Below are 18547 nucleotides of genomic sequence, written 5' to 3' on the forward strand. Positions count from 1 at the left end.
GGCGCGCCCGCGCCGATCTCGATTGGACTCACTGCTGTGACCGAACGCGCCGTATCCGACCTCGACCCCTCGACCGCCTCGACCCCGGCCATCAGCGCCGACGCCGCCGCCCAGGACGCGGCGGTCGTCGCCCACCAGCCCGCGCACGGCGCGCGCAACTCGCGCGTCATCTGGCTGCTGCTCGCCGCGACCTTCGTCGTCTTCCTCAACGAGACGATCATGGGCGTCGCCATCCCGCACCTCGTCACCGACCTCGACATCACGCTGTCGCAGGCCCAGTGGCTCACCACCGCGTTCATGCTCACGATGGCCGTCGTCATCCCGATCACGGGCTTCCTGCTCCAGCGCATCCCGACCCGACCGGTGTTCATCCTCGCGATGAGCCTGTTCTCGGCCGGCACGCTCCTCGCCGCGCTGGCCCCCGGCTTCGAGGTGCTGCTCGGCGCCCGCGTCGTGCAGGCGACCGGCACCGCGATCATGATGCCGCTCCTCATGACGACGCTCATGACCCTCGTCGCGCCCGCCGACCGCGGCCGCTTCATGGGCCGGGTCTCGATCGTCATGTCGGTCGCCCCGGCCATCGGCCCCACGATCTCGGGCGTCATCCTGACGTTCCTGTCGTGGCGGTACATGTTCTGGCTCGTGCTGCCGATCGCGCTCGTCATGCTCGTCATCGGCATCCGCCGCGTCGAGAACGTCAGCGAGACCCGCGAGCTGCCCATCGACGCCTTCTCGGTCGTGCTCTCGGCGCTCGGCTTCGGCGGGCTCGTCTACGGACTGAGCCTCGTCGGCGGTGTCGTGAGCGGCGGCTCGCCCGCCGACCAGACCGCCATGTGGGTGTCGATCGGGGTGGGCGTCGCCGGCATCGCCGCATTCATCCTGCGCCAGCTGGTGCTGCAGCGCAGCGACCGCGCGCTGCTCGACCTGCGCACCTTCGGCTCGCGCAACTTCGCGATCTCGATCGGCCTCATGACGGTGATGATGGCCGCGCTGTTCGGCACCATCATCCTGCTGCCGATCTACCTGCAGAACGTGCTCGGGCTCGAGCCGCTCATGACCGGCCTCCTGCTGCTGCCCGGCGGGCTCATCATGGGCCTCTTCGGCCCGACGGTCGGCCGGCTCTTCGACCGGTTCGGCCCCACGCCGCTGCTGGTGCCCGGCGCCATCGGGGTCTCGGCGGTGCTGTGGAGCCTCACGCTCGTCAACGAGTCGACGCCCGCGTGGCTCGTGCTCATCGCGCACATCGTCATGTCGACGGCCCTGGCGTTCACCTTCACCCCGCTGTTCACCTCCGCGCTCGGCTCGGTCGAGCCGCGCTTCTACTCGCACGGCTCGGCGATTCTCGGCACGATCCAGCAGGTCGCCGGCGCGGCGGGCACGGCACTCTTCATCACCGTGATGACCTCGCGCACCGCGACCGTCGCGGCGGCCGGCTCGCCGGCGATCGCGGCCGAGGCCGCGGGCATCCGCGCGGCGTTCCTCGTGGGGGCGATCATCTCGCTCGTCGCGGTCGTCGGGGCGTTCCTCGTGCGCAAGCCCGCCGACATGGAGCACGGCGCGCCGGTCGGCCACTAGCCGCACGCGAACACGGAACGGCCCGGGCGCGACGCCCGGGCCGTTCTTCGTCGCGGCGCCGACCGTCGCTTCGTCGCGGCGCCGACCGTCGCTTCGTCGCGGTGCCCGCTCGCCCCCGGCGCTCGCCTCGCCGCTTCGCCGGCCTCCGCTGCGCCAGTTCGCCGGCCCCTGCGCCAGGACGAGTGGCGCAGAGGCCGGCGAAGTGGTGCGCGCGCCCGGCGCTCGGGGTCAGCCGCAGTTCGGCCGGCAGGAGCGCTGCGAGAGCGCGTCGACGAGCACTGTGCTGAGATCGCCCGGCTTGGACGCCGAGTAGGCGGCGCCCTGCGTCGCCTGTGCGATCTGCTTCATCGCCGCGAGGTCGGTGTCGGGGCCGAACCCGATCATGATGACCGGAACGGGCTTCGTGGGGTCGTCGATCTTCTTCAGCTCGGCGAGGAGCGCGTCGAGCGAGATGCCGTTCTCGTCCTCGTTCTTCCCGTCGGTGATGAGCAGCACCGAGTTGACCTTCTCGGGATCGTACGTCTCGCGCACCCGCTTCACGGCGGCGAGGGTCGTGTCGTAGAGCCCGGTGGCGCCGCCGAGTCGCGCGGGCAGCGACTGGATCACGCCCGCGATCTGCTGCGTGTGCGCGGCGTCCGCGAGCGGCGCGATCGGAGAGAGGTCCTCGTAGTCGAGTTCGCCGTTGCGCGCGGTCGAGAAGACCCAGACGCCGAGCTCCACCTCGCCCGAGAACTTCTGCATCGCGCCGAGCGCCGCCTGCTGGAAGATGTCGATGCGGCGCAGGCCGTTCTCGGCCGGCTCCTCCATCGACCCCGACACGTCGATGACGGCGAGCATGCGCGAGCGCAGCGTCAGCACGCCCCAGGCGCGCAGGATCTCGAGCTGCGTCGCCGCGTCCGCGGCGGGTTCGGCGGCGGGGCCCTCGGCGCCGACACCGGGCAGGTCGAGCAGTCCGCTGCCGTCCGCCGCACGGAATCCGGCCTTCGCGAGCGGCTTCGCGGCGTCGCGCACGGCGGCCTCGAAGGCGTCGAGCAGCTCGGCCTTCGTCTTCGCCGGTTCGCCGTCGCCCTCGCCGGAGGGCTCCTCGCCCTCGGCTGCGGCCGCGTCGTCATCCGCGTCGCCCGCGGGCGTCGCGGCGATCCGCACGAAGGGGTAGTCGAGGGCGAGCGTGCCGTCGGCCGGGTACGCGGCGACGAGCGGCTCGGGCGGCTCCTCGCTGTTGTAGGCGGCGACCTGCGCCTCGGTCGTGATCACGACCGAGGGCGTGTCGCCGGCGCCGAGGGCGCTGAACGCCGCGCTCGTCGACGCGGGGATCGACTTGCCGAGGGCGATCATGGCGCCCGCGAACTGGCGGGGATCCTCCGCCGAGGAGTGCCCGCGCAGGGCGAGCAGCCCGGCGAGGCTCGCCGCGGAGGCCTCGGGGTCGGGCAGGATCGCGGGCAGCGCGCCGCCGAGGACGCGCGACCAGCTGACCGGTTCGCTCGCGAGGTCCGTCGCGTCGGTGGCGGCAGCGGCGAACACGACCGGCGTCGAGGCGATCGAGTCGCGCGGGTCGACCTCGGGCGCGGTCTGGCCGAGCGAGGCCGCGGTCGCGTTCATGCGGTCGAGCCACACGCTCGACTCGGGCACCCACGCATCGGCGTCGAGGCCGCCCGAGGCGAGCACGGCCGCGGTGTCGGCCGAGTCCTGTGCGGTGACCTCGGTCGTGACGCACTCGCCCGACTTGCGGTCGAAGGTGTCGGCGATGTCGGCGAGCGCCGGTGCGATCGAACGGTCGGCCACGACGACGAGCTGCTCGGGTTCGGTGCATCCGATGTCGGCGGTGGCGAGCAGCGGATCGAGGTGACCGCCGACCCAGAGGAAGACCCCCGATCCGACGACCCCGACCACGGCGACCGCGCCGATGATCGACATGACGAGATTGCGGCGCGGCTTCTTCACCGGCGCCGCGACGGTATGACGTCCCACGGGCTCTCCAAGCAAGCGGGATCGGGGGCCCGCTGAATCCTTGTTCGGGTTCCCCGGTCGGGGAAGGATTTGCCTCAGTGTAGGCGACGTCGCTGCGAACGCGAACTCCGCTCGACTTCTCGCGGTCGGGCCGGTGGAGGTACGGGCCGTCCGGCAGGGGGTTGACGCTCCCCGTCCGGAGGACTAGTCCGGAAGGAGGATGGGCGGCCACGAGGCATCCCGACCACGCTCATGAACGCGTTCGCGAATCGCCACGACGCCGGCGCGGCGCTCGCCGATCGGTTGCTCGACGAACTCGACGGGGCCGCGCCGCCCCCGGTCGTGCTCGGGCTCCCGCGCGGCGGCGTCCCGGTCGCCGCGCCCGTCGCGGCGGCGCTCGGCGCCCCGCTCGACGTGCTCGTCGTGCGGAAGCTCGGCATGCCCGGTCGACCCGAGCTCGCGATGGGCGCGATCGGCGAGGCCGGCGCCCGGGTGCTCAACGACGATGTGCTCGCCCTCGCCCGTCTCGCCGGCGGGGAACTCGCGGCGATCGAGGCCCGCGAGCGTGCCGAGCTCGAGGCGCGGGTCGCACGATTCCGGGGCGGTACCGAGCCGGTCTCACTCGCAGGAAGGACCGCGATCCTCGTCGACGACGGCATCGCCACCGGCGCGACGATGCGGGTCGCCTGCCGAGTGGCACGCGCGCGGAACCCCGCCCGCCTCGTCGTGGCGACGCCGGTCGCCTCGCCCGAGAGCCTCGACGAGCTCGATGTGCTGCCCGAGGTCGATGACGTGGTCTGCCTGCTCGCGCCGCCCGGATTCATGGCGGTCGGCATGCACTACGTGGACTTCAGGCAGACGGAGGACGAGGAGGTCGCGCGGCTCCTCGCGGCGGCGCGCTCACGCTGACGTACGGTTGCCGATCACGCCGACGGCAGTTCTGCTCACGCCGATGGCCGCGTGCGCTCACGCCGACGGCCGGGTGCCGATCACGAGGGTCGCGTCGTCGTCCGCGACCACGAGGGCGTCGAGCCCGGCATCGCCCATGAGCCGTGCGGCCGCCTCGGCCTGGTGCTCGCCCGTCTCGATGACGAGGCTGCCGCCCGGTGCGAGCCAGCGAACGGCGGATGCCGCGACCCGACGGTGGACGTCGAGCCCGTCCGGGCCGCCGTCGAGGGCGATGCGAGCCTCGTGGTCGCGTGCCTCGGGCGGCATGAACGCGATCTCCCCGCTCGGCACGTACGGAGCGTTGACGGCGAGCACGTCGACCCGGCCGGCGAACTCCGCGGGCAGGGCATCGTAGAGGTCACCTTCGAAGACGCGTGCGCCGCGCGGTTCGAGGTTTCGCCGTGCGGCGCGGACCGCAGCGGGATCGAGGTCGGCGGCGAGCAGCACGACGGGCGCGGCGGTCTCGGCCACGACGGCGCCGATCGCGCCGACGCCGCAGCAGAGGTCGACCACCACTGCGGGGCTGCCGTTGCGCTCGGTCGCGCGCACCGCACGGCGTGCGGCCTCGGCGGCCAGGGCCTCGGTGCGGTGCCGGGGCACGAAGGCGCCGGGTTCGACGTCGAGGCGGAGCCCCGCGAACTCCGCCCAGCCGAGCAGCGCCTCGAGCGGTTCGCCCGCGATGCGACGCCCGACCAGTTCCTCCACGCGCGCGGGGTCGCTGCTCGCGGCGACCAGCAGGGCCGCCTCGTCCTCGGCGAAGACGCAGCCCGCGGCGCGCAGCCGGGCGACGAGCGCCTCGCTCCCCGAGGCGTCGGTGGAGACGGCGACGGCGACGGGATCGACGGGATCGACGGGATCGACGGGATCGACGGGATCGACGGCGGGCATCCCCGGATCGTAGCGCGACGGCGCGACGGCGCGTTGGCGCGTTGGCGCGTTGGCGCGTTGGCGCGCGCGCACCCCATGCCGTAGTCTGCTCGGCATGACCGCGTCGAACCGCAACTGGTGGCCCGCCTCCTAGGCGGCCACGCGTTTCGACGTACGACGACCGCCCGAGGGCGGTCGTTTCGCATCTCTGCGGAGGGTCCTCCCGAAGGCCCGACCGGAGATGACCATGACGCTGCTGTCCACGCTGCTCGCCGCGAGCGAGCCCCCGCCCTTCGCCGTGATCCGCCGCGAGCAGGAGGCGGCGCTCGACGTCCTCGTGGGCGAGGTCGTCGACGTGGCGCACCTCGCCGACATCCCGCTCGACGGGGCCGAGGTGCTCGCCCTCGTGCCGTTCCGCCAGGTTCGCGAGCGCGGCTTCGACGCCCTCGACGACGGGGCGCCGCTCCGCTGCCTCGTGGTGCGCGAGCGCGAGACCCTTCCGGTCGACGTCGCGATCGACCGCCTGCCCGAGCACCCCGTCGTCGTCGGCGACCTCGCGGTCGACATCCCGGACGCCGAGTACGCGGCCACCGTGCGCCGCGTCATCGCCGACGAGATCGGGCGCGGCGAGGGCGCGAACTTCGTGATCCGGCGCGAGTTCACCGGCACGACCGCCGCTCCGGCCGCGCGCACGGTGCTCGGCTGGCTTCGGGCGCTCCTCGAGCACGAGCGCGGCGCGTTCTGGACGTTCGCAGTGCACACGCCCGGGCTCTCCGCCGCCGGCGCGACGCCGGAGCGGCACGTGAGCCAGGTGGGCGGCGTGGTCTCGATGAACCCGATCAGCGGCACCTTCCGGCACCTCGACGGCCCGCCCGACGCCGATGCGCTCGCGGCGTTCCTCGGCGACGTGAAGGAGCGCGAGGAACTCGTCATGGTCGTCGACGAGGAGCTCAAGATGATGAGCGCGGTCTGCCCGGACGGCGGCCGCATCCGCGGCCCGTTCCTGAAGCGGATGTCGCGCCTCACCCACACCGAGTACCTGCTCGAGGGACGAAGCGCCCTCGACCCCCGCGAGGTGCTGCGCCGCACGATGTTCGCGCCCACCGTCACCGGCTCGCCCATGGGCAACGCCTGCACCGTGATCGCCCGCCACGAGGCGACCCCGCGCGGCTACTACGCGGGCGTCCTCGCGCGCTTCACGCCGACCGCCGCAGGCTACGACCTCGACGCGCCGATCCTCATCCGCACGGCGTACCTCGACGGCTCGGGCACGGTGCGGGTGCCGGTCGGAGCGACGCTCGTGCGCCACTCGGACCCCGACGGCGAGGTCGCCGAGACCCATGCGAAGGCGGCCGGGGTGCTCACTGCGATCGGCGCACTCCCCCGGCCGGATGCCGCGGCGGCGGCGCCCCGGAGCGGGTCGGTGGCCGAGGCATCCGCCTCGCACCCGCTGCTCGACGCCCGCAACGCGCAACTCGCCGCGTTCTGGAGCACCCCGCAACCGGCCGCAGCGCCCCGCGACGTGCGCGCGCTCGTCGTCGACGCGGGCGACGACTTCACCACGATGCTCGCGCATCAGTTGCGGCACCTCGGGCTCGACGCCCGGATCGTGCCGTGGCACGAGGCGCCGACCGCCGCCGAGGAGGAGCTCGTCGTCTTCGGCCCGGGGCCGGGCGACCCGCGCGATGCCGCGGACCCGCGGATGGCCCGGCTGCACGAGCTGATCGCCGCACGGCTCGGGCAGGGCGCACCGTTGCTCGCGGTGTGCCTGAGCCACCAGGTGCTCGCCCGGCTCTCGGGGCTCGCGATCGCCCCGCTCGCCACGCCGCAGCAGGGCCTGCAGCGGACGGTCGACGTCTTCGGGGAGCCTGCGGTGGTCGGCTACTACAACACCTTCTCGGCGTTCGACGCCGGGCATCGTGCGACGCCGCGCGGCGGGCTCGAGATCGCCGCCGAACCCGGGACGGGAGTGGTGCACGCGCTCCGCGGGCACGGCGTCGCCTCGGTGCAGGGCCACCTCGAGTCGGTGCTCTCGATCGACGGGCTCGCGACGCTCGAGCGGCTCGTCGACGGCGTGCTCGACGCCGATCGGGCCGACGAGGCGGTCCGTGGCGTCGGGGCCGCGTCGGTCAGCCGAGCGCGATGAGCGCGCGCAGCTGCTGCTCGTCGAGCGGGCGGTCGGCGTAGATGCGCCGGGCGAGCGCGAGCGTGCCGCCCGCATCTCCCGCCGCAGGGAGGGCTGCAGCGGGGTCGCCGCCGCTCCAGCGCAGTTCGAGACCCAACCGCTCGAGCACCCGGATCGACGCCGGGTTGCCGACCAGCACCCGTGCGGTCACGGGCAGACCGGGCGCCCGTGCACCGGCGGCGGCGACCGCGGCCCCCGCCGCCTCGGTGGCGTAGCCCGCACCCCATGCCGAGGGGGCGAACCGGTACCCGAGATTGAGCACCCCCGAGTCGAGCGCCGTCGCGGCGGCGGTGCCGATCACCGCCTCGGGGCTCGCACCGGCGCGTCGCGCCTCGGCCTCGCTTCGGCGCACGACCCACGTGCCGACGCCGGCCGTGCGCCAGCTCGTCGCCGATCGATCGAGCATGGCGGCGGTCTCGGCGAGATCGTCGTGGCGACCGCTCGGCAGGTGCCGCCAGGTACCGGGGTCGCCGTAGATCGCGTGCACCTCGTCGAGCTCGGCACGGGTGAACGGGGTGAGCCGCAGCCGCTCGGTGTTGAGCGGGTACGGCGCGGCGCCGGTCACGGCGCGTCGGACGCGGCCCGCCGCGCCCGCCACTCGTCGGCGAGGATCGCGTAGGTGTAGCCGTCGATCCAGCCGAGCTCGGCGTGCCAGGAGTCGCGCACGCCGTGCTGCTCGCGGCGCATGCCGAGCTTCTCCATGACGCGCCACGAGCCGATGTTGTCGGCGTAGCAGCCCGCGGTGACCCGGTGCACGCCGAGCTCGCCGAAGGCGAGGTCGAGCAGGGATCGTGCGATGTGGGTCGCGTAGCCGCGGCCGGCGTGCGCGGGGGCGATGCCGTACCCGAGCCCGGCCTCGGCGCGCACGTAGTTCGCGGGGTCGCCGTGGGTCTGCCCCATCGCATCGGTCAGCCAGAGCGAGCCGGTGCCGACGACCTCGCCGCCCCGCACCGCGATCGCCGAGTGGTCGAGCGGGTCGTCGATGCCGTCGAGCCACGTCGCCGCGAACGCCTCGGGATCGACGACGGTGCGAAGCAGCCACCGCGTCACCTCGGGGTCGTTGCGCCAGACGAGCACCTCGTCGAGCAGTTCGGGCGTCGGCAGCCGGAGCTCGAGCGGGCCGGCAGGGCGGGGCCACGTCACCTCGGAAGTCGTCATCACCCCAGCTTCGCAGCCGGCACCGTCATTTCACGAGCCGGGAGAGCACCCGGTCGGCGAGCGGCTTGCCGCCGGTCTGGCAGCCGGGGCAGTACTGGAACGTCGAATCGGCGAAGATCACCTGCCTGATGGTGTCGCCGCACACCTCGCAGGTCTCGCCGGTGCGCCCGTGCACACGCATCGCGCGACGCTTGGCGTCCTTCAGCTCGGCCGGCGGGCGCCCGGATGCCACGGCCACCGCCTCGGCGAGGGTGTCGCGCATCGCGCGGTAGAGCCCCTCGAGCTGTTCAGGCGAGAGCTTCGCGGCGAGGAGGTACGGCGAGAGCTTCGCCGCGTGCAGGATCTCGTCGGAGTAGGCGTTGCCGATGCCGGCGAACACCGACTGATCGCGCAGCAGCCCCTTGATCTGGGTGCGCCGGCCGGCGAGGACTCCCGCGAAGTCGTCGAGCGTGAAGTCGGCGGCCGTCGGATCGGGGCCGAGCCGGGCGATGCCGGGCACGTCGGACGGGCTTCGCACGACGTAGACGGCGAGCGACTTCTTGGTGCCGGCCTCGGTGAGGTCGAACCCCGAGCCGTCGTCGAGCCTCACGCGCAGCGCGAGCGGCGAACGGCCGGGCTTCACTGGGGTCGACGGCAGCTCGTCGTACCAGCGCAGCCAGCCCGCGCGGGCGAGGTGGAACACGAGGTGGAGCCCCGCCGCCTCGAGGTCGACGAACTTGCCGTGCCGCCGCGCGCCGTCGATGCGCGCACCCTCGAGGGCGGACAGGGGCGGGTCGAAGGTCTTCAGCGCCGAGATGGCCGCGACCCTGAGCGAGGCGAAGGCGTGGCCGGTCGCCCGCTCGTCGAGGAACACGGCGAGCGCCTGCACTTCGGGAAGCTCGGGCACAGTGGCATCCTGTCACCGACCGCCGACGAACGCACGCGCCGGGTGCCACCGCACCCGGCGCGGACGCCCCTTCCGCCGAGTCCCCTACTCGGCGGAGAAGTCGAGCGCCGAGTCGGCCACCGCGATGACCGACCAGGTTCCGCCGTCCGCATCGGTGAACTCGTAGGCCGGCACCACGAGCACGCTGCCGTCGGGCTGCCACTGGGTGGTGAGGCCGAGCCGGGCGTCGACGATCTCGACGTCGTCGACGGGCCAGGAGACCGAGGTGCCCTCGCCCGGGGTGGCGGGCGGCGCGGTCGGCGGCACCCACTCCTCGGTGACGGGTTCGCCCTCGCGAAGCGCGAGCGGCATCGCGGTCATCTGGGCGCCGAAGCGGATGTCGGAGAGCCGCTCGAAGCCCTCCTGCTCGCTCACGATCGGGTAGTCGCCGATCGCGACGATCGCGGCGAGCGAGCCCGAGGCGTTGACGGTGCCCTGCTCGGAGAGTTCGAGCGCCCACGCCTGGTCGAGCCGCTGGCCGTCGACGACGGGCCAGGCCTGCGCGTAGCGCGTCGGCGAGCCCTCCCACGTCTCGGAGGAGTACTCGAAGCCGTCGGGATCGGCGCCCGAGGCCGCGATGAGCGAGCGCAGGGCGTCGATCGCCGCGGCCTCGCCCGGCGCGCTGCCGGTGGGCTCGCACGGCTCGACCGGGGCGACGGGCTCGGAGCTCTCGGTCGTCTCGCCCGCGAACGGCACCGCGCCGCAGTTCCACGGGTTCGCGACCGGGTCGTTGAACCAGAATCCGAGCGCACCGTCGAGGCCGACCGAGAGCATCGGTCCGGTCCCATCGGGCGGGCCGACGATCCAGCTGCCGTCGCGCAGCTCGGCCTCGCCCTCGATGCCGAGTTCGGCGGCGAGCGCGGCGATCCGGTCGACGGTGTCGGCCGCGCCGGAGTCGTACGCGTAGCCGGCGGCCGCGCCCTCCTCCTCGGAGAGTCCGGAGCTGCTGAAGACGTGGCGCCCCCAGCCGTACGGGACCATCGAGTCGGCCACGCCGCCGCCCATCATCTTCTGGTCGGCGCCGACCGCCATCTCGGGAGTGCCCGCCGCATCCTCGGTCGCAGCCGAGCCGCTGCCGCCGACGCCCTGGAGCGAGATGGGCGGGGCAGCGGTCGATGCGAGGTTCGCGGTGCTCGTCGCACCGCCGAGCCAGAAGCCCGCGGCGCCGACGATCGCGACCGAGGCCGCCGCCGCCGCGATCGGAAGCCATCGGGGCCGGCGCCGCGCGCGCTCGGCGCCGAGGTCGGCGACCGGCGTGGTCCCGTCCGGGGCTGCGGGCGCCTCGACCGAAGGCGACCCGCCCTCGGCCGTCGCGCGGGCGACGACCTCGTCGGCGAACCCGGGCCGCGGCTCGACCTCGGCGGCCGGGTCGGCGGCCCGCAGCCGCGCGACCGGATCGGCGTGCGACTCGGTCGCCGCCCCGTCGTGGCGCTCGACCTCGGCGGCGGCTCCGACGCCGTCGTCGCGCGGGGTCTCGTCGTCGTGTTCGCGGTTCATCTCGATCGCCTCCGTGGGTGCTGTGCCGACGCGTGCTTCTGAAGAGGATGTGTCGGCGGCATCCGGAACCTTGCACCGCCGGCCGGGCGGATCAGAAGGTGAGCCGGTCGCCCCAGGCCTCGCGCAGCCGCTTGCGGGCGCGGGAGAGCGCCGCGTCGGCGCCCGAGCGCGAGATGCCGAGGACCGCGGCGAGCTCGGCGCCGTCGAGGCCCTCCCAGGCGTGCAGCAGCAGGATGCGCCGATCGCGTTCGCCGACGCTCTCGAGCGCGCCGCGCAGCTCGGCGTCGAAGAGCACGCTGAGCTCGGGATCGTCGGCGACGCGAGCGGCCCCCGACTCCGGGACCTCGTCGACCGGCAGGTCGACGAGCTTCCTGCGGTGGTTCGCGAGGGTGAACCCCGCCGTCCGGTAGAGCCACGGCAGCACGGCATCGCGGGGCACGTCGTCGCGACGGCGCCACGCGGTCACGAAGACCTCTGCGGCGAGGTCCTCGGCGTCCTGTCGGGGGCCGCGACGGGCGAAGTAGCGCACGATCGCCCGATCGTGCTCACGCACCACGGCGGTGAACCACTCGGTCTCGGCGGTGCGCTCGCCGGCGCCGGGCTCACCGGCGCCGGGCTCGCCGCCCGAGCCGGGCTCGCCGGGGGGCGCGGTCATCGCCACCCCCTCGGTCACGTCGTCGTCGGCGGCGGCACTGGCACTCGCGATCCTCACGACCTGACTGTGTCACCGGTTCCGCGAGTCTTGCACGCGACGGCGAAGTTCGCCGGGAACGCCACGACGAGGCGGATGCCACGGAGTCTCCCCCGTGGCATCCGCCCGTCTCCCCCGCGTCACACCTCGGGAGGTGCGACGCGATCCTCGGTGCGAGTGACTCGCTCGCCGGCGACGGGGTCGGTGACCGCCCGGGTCTCCGACACGCTCCGTCGACGGCGCACCGCGAACACGATGCCGAGGACCGTGACGACCGCCCCCGCGATCATCAGGATCATGCCGACGAGATCGAGGTCGATCCAGTCGACCGTGACGTTCAGGGCGTACGTGAGGACGGCCCCGATGGCCACGAGCAGAATTCCGAGTCCGATGCTCATGCTGGCTCCTTCCGCAATCGGTCGGGGTGCGGGCGATCAGTTCGTCGCGTCGTCGACCGCGTCCTTGACCTTCTCACCGGCGTCCTTGACGTCGGCCTTGACCTGATCGGCCTTGCCTTCGGCCTCGAGCCGCTCGTTGTCGGTCAGCTTGCCGATGCCTTCCTTCGCCTTGCCCGTCATGCGCTCGGCGGCGTTGCCCATCCGGTCTTCGGTTCCCATGGGGTCCTCCTCGGAATGATGTCGCTCGACGCGTGCGGATCGCGACGCGCCGTCGATTCAACGGTAGGCAGGCCGCACTCGCACCCTCAACGGGTTGACAGCGGCCCGCATGCCTGCGTATCCCGCGCGCGACGCGTCGCGTCGCCCGTCGTACCGGGGATCGGGCGGCCGGCGAAGGCCGGGTCACGAGCGTTCACCGCACGGATGCGCCGTCCGGGTGCCCGGGTTAGGGTCGAGCCATGCGCATCGACGAGAAGAACGGCATCCGCGTGCTGGTCCTGGCGGCGGACGGCCCCGTCGTCTCGACGGCCGACGACGCGGCGGATCTCGTGGGCGGCGCGTGGGCCCGTTCGGCCACGGTCGTCGCGGTCCCCGTCGAACGGCTCGATCCCTCCTTCTTCGACCTCTCGAGCGGTGTCGCGGGCGAACTCACCCGGACGCTCGTGAACTACCGCCTTCGGCTCGCGGTCATCGGCGACATCGCCGAGCACGTCGACGCGAGCACGGCGCTGCGCGACTTCGTCTGGGAGTCGAATCGCGGTGCGCACGTGTGGTTCGTGCCCGACGAGGCGTCGCTCGCGGCGAAGCTCGGCTGAGACCGCCCTCCCCGAGGCGCCGGGGCGCCGAGCGTGTCGGTGGGTGCTGAGACACTCTCAGCATGGAGGTCATCGAACTGCGGCAGACTCGCGAACTGCGGGTGGGCGACGTGCTCGTCAGCGCGGCCGATCGCGCCTACGAGGTGACCAAGGTCGCCCGCGTGGGTCGCGGCATCCGCGTGCAGTACGTCACCCCCGAGGGCCGCGCAGGCCGGTTCACCGCGGCGCCCGAGGCGATCAGCCGGGTGCGCGTCGGCGGGGTGCCGCTCGCGGCCGCCTGAGCGCTCGACCGGGCCGCGCCGGCATCGCCGCCGCTCGGGCCTATGATCACGTTCGTGGACCCGATCACCGCCCGCGCCGTGCTGCGCCTCCCTCCCGGCTCGAACCCGACCGCCGGGCAGGTCGATGCGGCGCATCGAGCCGCGGTGTGGGAGCATCACCCGTCGCGCTACGCCGACCGCGACCAGCGCGCGGCCGCCGTCAGCTGGGTGCTGACGCTCGACGCCGCGCGCACGGCGCTGCTCGCGGAGGCCGGCACACCGACGGCGCTGCGACCGCCGCTGCTCGAGGAGGCGACGCCGCCCGCAGCGACGTCGGCGCAGCCGCCCGCACCGTCGCACCCATGGGCGCCGGTCGCAGGCCCGGGCGCCCCCGTCGCGGTCCAGCCGGGTGCGGGGCCCACCGCCTGGGCCACCGCCGTCGACTCCGGCTCGGCGGCCCCCGCGACGACGACCCCCGGGGCTCCGGAACGGCGCCGACGGCTCGGCACCGGCTGGATCGTCGGCATCGCCGCGGGTGGCGTGCTGCTCGTCGCGCTCATCGTGGGAGCGTTCTTCGGCGCCCTGGCGCTCGGCGAGCGCCTGTCGACGTTCGCCGAATCGTCGGAGGAGGCCTCGTCCGACGATCCCGACGTCGACCACTACACGGCCCGCGAGACGATGTTCTCCTTCCCGGCGGCGCTCGAGCTCTACTCGGACGGCCGGTACACGAGCGACTGCCCGATCGAGCACGAGCTCGGGTGCTGGGAGGCGGCGGTCATCCCCGAGGCGTCGTGCGCGATCATGACGGTATCGTGGGCCTTCGCTGCGACGGAGGACCAGCTCGAGCCCGACCTCGTCGAGTCGGACCGGTTCTCCGACGTCGAGGCCGGCGAGATCGTCCCGATCGTGTTCGGCAACGACGACTACGAGTACGGCTGGCCGCTCGACGTGGTCTGCCACGACGAGCTCGAATCGTGACCCTGCGCGGCGACGCGTCGGCCGATCACGCCTCGCCCGAGCGCAGCGGCAGCACCTCTCCGCCGGTCTGACACGTCGGGCAGTACTCGGCGGTCGCACTCGCGAACGAGAACTCGCGCACGGTGTCGCCGCAGACCGGGCACGCCTCGCCGGCGCGCCCGTGCACGCGCATGGCCGCGACCTTCTCTGTCTTCAGGCGATCGATCGGGATGCCCCGTCGTGCCTCGATCGCCGCCCCGATCACGCCGACCGTCGCGGTGAAGAGCGCGTCGAGCGCGGCATCGTCGAGTCTCGCCGCATGGGTGACCGGCGAGGCCTTCGCCGCGTGCAGGATCTCGTCGGAGTAGGCGTTGCCGATGCCCGCGAGGGACTCCTGCTCCTGCAGGATCGCCTTGGTCTGCTTGCGCCGCCCCACCACGGCCGCGTCGAAGTCGGCCCGGGTGAAGGCCGGATCGGCGGGATCCGGTCCGAGCTTCGCGACCGCAGGCACCGCAAGGGCGTCGTCGACGACCCAGACGCCGAGGGAGACCCAGTCGCCCGCGTCGGTGAGCTCGAGATCGACGCGGTCATCGCCGTCGCCGAACGAGAGCGTCGCGAGCGTCGGGGGCGGCGCGTCGGCGGGGTCCACGGGCGCGGCGCCGGACGCGAGGCCGGGATCGGAGGCCTCTCGGGCCGGGGCCCATCGGGCCCAGCCGTGCCGGCCGAGCGAGACGACGAGGCGGCCCGCGGCCCCGAACACGAGGTCGATGAGCTTGCCGTGCCGCTCGACCCCGGTCACGTGCTCGCCGACGAGCGACTCGGGCGGCCTGCCTCGCGTCTTCTCGATGCGGAACTCGACGACGTCGACGCCGGTGAGCGCTCGGCTCGTGAGGCGGGCGTCGAGCTCCTCCGCCAGTGCCTGCACTTCCGGTGACTCGGGCATGCGCACATGCTCGCACACCCCGCCGACGGCGTCAGCCCCGCGACTCAGCCGAGCGACGCACCCTCGGCGAACTCGATCACGAGCGCGGTCGAGCGCGAACCCGGGAGGCGCGTCTCTCGCGCGGTGCGGATCTCGCGGTACCGGTCGCCGTACTTCGCCGTGAGCGCCATGTCGAGCACCTCGCGCACCGCGTCGCCGTCGTCGACGCGCGCGATCGCCTCGAATGCGACCGCGCCGTCGTCGAGCGCTCCGCGCACGTCGGATGCCACGAGCTGCACCCGCGCGGTGTGCGCGAGCCGCTTGACCTTTCCCGAGTCGGCCACGGTCGTCACGAGCAGCCGCTCGCCGTCTCGGACCACCCAGACCGGGGTGTGGACGGCGGCACCGGTGCGACGGAAGGTCGTGAGGCGCACGTACTTCGACTCCGCGAGCGCGAGGAAGCCGTCGCGAGCGGGGGCGGCGGTGTGGGGCATCCGCCCATTCTCCCGCACCGCGACGCCGTGCCCGCCCGCGCTCGTCATGCCTCGGCGACCCGACCGCCGACGACGTTCCAGCGCCGGTCCAGCCGGACGTGCTCGAGCATCCGGCGGTCGTGCGTCACGAGCAGGAGGGTGCCCTCGTAGCCCTCGAGCGCCTGCTCGAGCTGCTCGATGGCGGGCAGGTCGAGGTGGTTGGTGGGCTCGTCGAGCACGAGCACGTTGACGCCCCGAGCCTGGAGCAGGGCCATGCCCGCCCGGGTCCGTTCGCCGGGCGAGAGGTCGTCGACCGGGCGCAGCACGTGGTCGGCCTTGAGCCCGAACTTGGCGAGCAGGGTGCGCACCTCGCCCGAGCTGAGCTCGGGCACGAGCGCCTCGAACGCGTCGGCGAGCGCTGCACGGCCCGCCAGCTGCGAGCGCGCCTGATCGATCTCGCCGACCGCGACCGAGGACCCGAGGCTGGCACGTCCGCCGTCGGGCGCGATGCGGCCGAGGAGGAGCCCGAGCAGGGTCGACTTGCCGGCGCCGTTGGGGCCCGTGATGCCGATGCGGTCGCCCGCCTGCACCTGCAGCGTCACGGGCCCGAGCGTGAAGTCGCCGCGGCCGACCGAGGCGGCGTCGAGCGTCGCGACGACGGACGACGAGCGGGGCGCCTGCCCGATCGTGAACTCGAGCTTCCACTCCTTGCGCGGCTCCTCGACCTCCTCGAGGCGTGCGATCCGGCTCTCCATCTGGCGCACCTTCTGCGCCTGCTTCTCACTCGACTCGGTGGCGGCCTTGCGGCGGATCTTGTCGTTGTCGGGCGACTTCTTCATCGCGTTGCGCACGCCCTGGCTCGACCACTCGCGCTGCACGCGCGCCCGCGCGACGAGGTCGGCCTTCTTGGCCGCGAACTCCTCGTAGTCCTCGCGCGCATGGCGGCGCACCGTCTCGCGCTCCTCGAGATACGCGTCGTAGCCGCCTCCGTAGAGGCGGTTCGAGTGCTGGGCGAGGTCGAGCTCGAGCACCTTCGTCACGGTGCGGGCGAGGAACTCGCGGTCGTGGCTCACGAGCACGACCCCGCCGCGGAGCCCCGCGACGAACGACTCGAGCCGGGCGAGCCCGTCGAGGTCGAGGTCGTTGGTGGGTTCGTCGAGCAGCACGAGGTCGAAGCGCGAGCAGATGAGCGCGGCCAGGCCGACGCGAGCGGCCTGCCCGCCGGAGAGCCCGGTCATGAGCGAGTCGGGGGTGACGGCCGACTCGCCGTCGCCCGTCCCGGTGCCCGACGCGAGCCCGAGCTCGGCGAGCACCGCGGGCAGCCGCTCGTCGAGGTCGGCCGCCCCGGAGGCGAGCCAGCGTTCGAGGGCGACCGAGTACTCCTCGCCGGGGTCGACCCCGGCCGGCGGTTCGGCGAGCGCGAGCAGCTCGGCCGCGGCATCCAAGCGGGCGGATGCCTCGGCGCACCCCGTGCGCCGCGCCACGTACTGCGCGATCGTCTCGCCCTCGACCCGCTCGTGCTCCTGCGGCAGCCAGCCGACGAAGGCGTCGGAGGGCGCGAGCGAGACCGTGCCGGCGAGCGGCGCGACGGCACCGCCGAGGATGCCGAGGAGCGTCGACTTGCCCGCGCCGTTCGCGCCGACGACGCCGACGACGTCGCCCGGTGCGACCGTGAGGTCGAGGTCGTCGAACAGCGTGCGGTGGGCGTATCCGCCCGCGAGGCCCTGGGCCACGAGTGTTGCAGTCACCGGACAACCCTAGCCAGCACGGGCCCGGAGCATCGCCTACTCGAAGACGGGCGCGAGGAAGCGGCGCTCGTACCGGCGGATGCACTTCGTCTCGGCGGCGAAGCGGAACGCCTCGACGCACTCGGCGTCCTCGGCCGACGCGAGTCGGTACTGCTCGTAGGCGGCGAGCGACGGGAACGTGAACAGCGCGAAGGCCTCGTCGCTGTCGCCTTCGCTCGGCAGGAAGTACCCGTGGTGCGTGCCCCCGAGCCGGTTCACGAGCCGGATCCAGCGCTCCCCGTACTCGCGGAACTCGGCGATCCTGTCGGGGTCGATCTCGTAGCGGAGGTGCACGGTGACGGCGTTGCTCATCCGAGACATCCTGCTGCATGCGGCGGCCGCGCGGCGACCGGGGCTACGCATACCGACACAGACATATGCGATCGCATACGGTTGCCGGATGCTGCGTCGCCTCGTCTCCAGTGTCTACTGGGCTCTCAGCCGGTGGACCCTCGCGGGCGAGCCGGCCCCCACGCGTCCCACGGTGCTCGTCGGCGCCCCGCACACCTCGAACTGGGACTTCGTGCTCATGCTCGCCATCGCCTGGCGACTCGGCATCGACGTGCGCTGGCTCGGCAAGAAGAGCCTGTTCACCGGCTGGCGCGGCCCGATCATGCGCGGGCTCGGCGGCATCCCCGTCGATCGCGCCGACCCGAGCCGCGTCGTCGGCGAGGTCGTCGAGCGCATCCGCGCCGGCGAGGTCTTCGGGCTCGTCGTCACGCCCGACGGCACGCGCGGCGCGCACGAGTACTGGAAGTCGGGCTTCTACCGCATCGCCCGCGAGACGGGCATGCCGGTCACGCTGGGCTACGTCGACCGCACCACGATGACGACGGGCCTCGGCCCGACCCTCGAACTCACGGGCGACGTCTCGGCCGACATGGACGTGATCCGCGCCTTCTACGCCGACAAGGCGGGCGTGCGCCCCGAGCAGCGCGTCGAGCCGCGCCTGCGCGAGGAGCAGGGCTCCGCGGGCTGACGCCCGCCCGGGCATCGTCGAGGCGTCGCCCGCCCATTCGCACCGGCGTCGCCGTGGGATCCCGAACCCGCAGCTCGCCGGCGGGTCGTCTGCGCGCCGCTACCGGATTCTGCGGCCCATGTGTATCGTTTCTCGATAGGTGTCTACCGATTATCGATAGGAA

20 protein-coding genes are annotated in these 18547 nt (G+C 73.5%); 7 read left to right on the forward strand and 13 right to left on the reverse strand.

Going from position 1 to position 18547, the window contains the following annotated elements; all coding sequences use genetic code 11:
• Positions 1 to 36: 36 nt before the first annotated feature.
• Positions 37 to 1575 carry a DHA2 family efflux MFS transporter permease subunit gene (locus tag ACFVTH_RS01040; RefSeq protein WP_387085762.1) on the forward strand — a complete coding sequence of 513 codons (1539 nt, stop codon included), beginning with the start codon at positions 37 to 39 and terminating at the stop codon, positions 1573 to 1575.
• 228 nt (positions 1576 to 1803) lie between these two features.
• On the opposite strand, the gene ACFVTH_RS01045 is transcribed toward ACFVTH_RS01040, so the two are convergent.
• Positions 1804 to 3543, reverse strand: a complete 1740-nt coding sequence (locus tag ACFVTH_RS01045; protein ID WP_387085765.1) for a VWA domain-containing protein — start codon at positions 3541 to 3543, stop codon at positions 1804 to 1806.
• Between the two features lie 231 nt (positions 3544 to 3774).
• Here ACFVTH_RS01045 and ACFVTH_RS01050 point away from each other — a divergent pair, with 231 nt between their 5' ends.
• A complete protein-coding gene (locus ACFVTH_RS01050) occupies positions 3775 to 4431 on the forward strand; it encodes a phosphoribosyltransferase (protein ID WP_387085767.1) in 657 nt (218 codons plus the stop codon).
• Positions 4432 to 4488: 57 nt separating this feature from the next.
• Here the strand turns inward: ACFVTH_RS01050 and ACFVTH_RS01055 are convergent, their stop codons facing one another.
• A complete protein-coding gene (locus ACFVTH_RS01055) occupies positions 4489 to 5358 on the reverse strand; it encodes a putative protein N(5)-glutamine methyltransferase (protein WP_387085770.1) in 870 nt (289 codons plus the stop codon).
• A gap of 220 nt (positions 5359 to 5578) precedes the next feature.
• On the opposite strand from ACFVTH_RS01055, the gene ACFVTH_RS01060 reads away from it, so the two are divergent.
• The gene (locus tag ACFVTH_RS01060; RefSeq protein ID WP_387085773.1) at positions 5579 to 7483 is read left to right on the forward strand and encodes an anthranilate synthase family protein; all 1905 of its coding nucleotides are present in this window, start codon (positions 5579 to 5581) and stop codon (positions 7481 to 7483) included.
• Here ACFVTH_RS01060 and ACFVTH_RS01065 read toward each other — a convergent pair.
• The 7 genes from ACFVTH_RS01065 to ACFVTH_RS01095 form a co-directional block, all read right to left on the reverse strand.
• A complete protein-coding gene (locus ACFVTH_RS01065) occupies positions 7467 to 8087 on the reverse strand; it encodes a GNAT family N-acetyltransferase (RefSeq protein ID WP_387085776.1) in 621 nt (206 codons plus the stop codon). The genes ACFVTH_RS01060 and ACFVTH_RS01065 overlap by 17 nt on opposite strands.
• Entirely contained in the window at positions 8084 to 8680 is a 597-nt protein-coding gene (locus tag ACFVTH_RS01070; protein WP_387085779.1) for a GNAT family N-acetyltransferase, read from the reverse strand. The genes ACFVTH_RS01065 and ACFVTH_RS01070 overlap by 4 nt, the downstream gene beginning before the upstream one ends.
• Positions 8681 to 8705: 25 nt before the next feature.
• Positions 8706 to 9566 carry an Fpg/Nei family DNA glycosylase gene (locus ACFVTH_RS01075; protein ID WP_387085782.1) on the reverse strand — a complete coding sequence of 287 codons (861 nt, stop codon included), beginning with the start codon at positions 9564 to 9566 and terminating at the stop codon, positions 8706 to 8708.
• 84 nt (positions 9567 to 9650) lie between these two features.
• Complete coding sequence (locus tag ACFVTH_RS01080; RefSeq protein ID WP_387085785.1) at positions 9651 to 11102, reverse strand: hypothetical protein; 1452 nt, start codon at positions 11100 to 11102, stop codon at positions 9651 to 9653.
• A gap of 91 nt (positions 11103 to 11193) precedes the next feature.
• Entirely contained in the window at positions 11194 to 11814 is a 621-nt protein-coding gene (locus ACFVTH_RS01085) for an RNA polymerase sigma factor (RefSeq protein WP_387085788.1), read from the reverse strand.
• A 119-nt stretch (positions 11815 to 11933) separates the two neighbouring features.
• Positions 11934 to 12191: a DUF6458 family protein gene (locus ACFVTH_RS01090; RefSeq protein ID WP_386940277.1), complete on the reverse strand. Its 258-nt coding sequence runs from the start codon at positions 12189 to 12191 to the stop codon at positions 11934 to 11936.
• Between the two features lie 36 nt (positions 12192 to 12227).
• A complete protein-coding gene (locus ACFVTH_RS01095; protein WP_386940276.1) occupies positions 12228 to 12410 on the reverse strand; it encodes a CsbD family protein in 183 nt (60 codons plus the stop codon).
• Positions 12411 to 12649: 239 nt separating this feature from the next.
• On the opposite strand from ACFVTH_RS01095, the gene ACFVTH_RS01100 reads away from it, so the two are divergent.
• The 3 genes from ACFVTH_RS01100 (at position 12650) to ACFVTH_RS01110 (ending at position 14244) form a co-directional block, all read left to right on the forward strand.
• Positions 12650 to 13006, forward strand: coding sequence for a DUF4180 domain-containing protein (locus ACFVTH_RS01100; protein WP_387085791.1), 357 nt, complete (start codon positions 12650 to 12652; stop codon positions 13004 to 13006).
• A gap of 62 nt (positions 13007 to 13068) precedes the next feature.
• Positions 13069 to 13287, forward strand: a complete 219-nt coding sequence (locus tag ACFVTH_RS01105; RefSeq protein WP_387085794.1) for a hypothetical protein — start codon at positions 13069 to 13071, stop codon at positions 13285 to 13287.
• A 54-nt stretch (positions 13288 to 13341) separates the two neighbouring features.
• Positions 13342 to 14244, forward strand: a complete 903-nt coding sequence (locus ACFVTH_RS01110; RefSeq protein ID WP_387085797.1) for a hypothetical protein — start codon at positions 13342 to 13344, stop codon at positions 14242 to 14244.
• A gap of 25 nt (positions 14245 to 14269) precedes the next feature.
• On the opposite strand, the gene ACFVTH_RS01115 is transcribed toward ACFVTH_RS01110, so the two are convergent.
• From ACFVTH_RS01115 to ACFVTH_RS01130, 4 genes are read right to left on the reverse strand one after another with little or no spacing between them, the layout of a single operon-like run.
• A complete protein-coding gene (locus tag ACFVTH_RS01115; protein ID WP_387085800.1) occupies positions 14270 to 15166 on the reverse strand; it encodes a DNA-formamidopyrimidine glycosylase family protein in 897 nt (298 codons plus the stop codon).
• A gap of 44 nt (positions 15167 to 15210) precedes the next feature.
• Positions 15211 to 15639 (reverse strand): PPOX class F420-dependent oxidoreductase, encoded by a 429-nt coding sequence (locus ACFVTH_RS01120; RefSeq protein WP_387085803.1) that lies wholly within the window; start codon positions 15637 to 15639, stop codon positions 15211 to 15213.
• Between the two features lie 44 nt (positions 15640 to 15683).
• On the reverse strand, positions 15684 to 17366 hold the full coding sequence (locus tag ACFVTH_RS01125; protein WP_387085806.1) for an ABC-F family ATP-binding cassette domain-containing protein: 1683 nt from the start codon (positions 17364 to 17366) through the stop codon (positions 15684 to 15686).
• A 36-nt stretch (positions 17367 to 17402) separates the two neighbouring features.
• Positions 17403 to 17717, reverse strand: coding sequence for an NIPSNAP family protein (locus ACFVTH_RS01130; RefSeq protein WP_387085809.1), 315 nt, complete (start codon positions 17715 to 17717; stop codon positions 17403 to 17405).
• A gap of 88 nt (positions 17718 to 17805) precedes the next feature.
• On the opposite strand from ACFVTH_RS01130, the gene ACFVTH_RS01135 reads away from it, so the two are divergent.
• Complete coding sequence (locus ACFVTH_RS01135; protein ID WP_387085812.1) at positions 17806 to 18384, forward strand: 1-acyl-sn-glycerol-3-phosphate acyltransferase; 579 nt, start codon at positions 17806 to 17808, stop codon at positions 18382 to 18384.
• Positions 18385 to 18547: the final 163 nt, after the last annotated feature.

The sequence above is a fragment of the Agromyces sp. NPDC058104 genome, from assembly GCF_042884835.1.
Lineage (GTDB): Bacteria > Actinomycetota > Actinomycetes > Actinomycetales > Microbacteriaceae > Agromyces.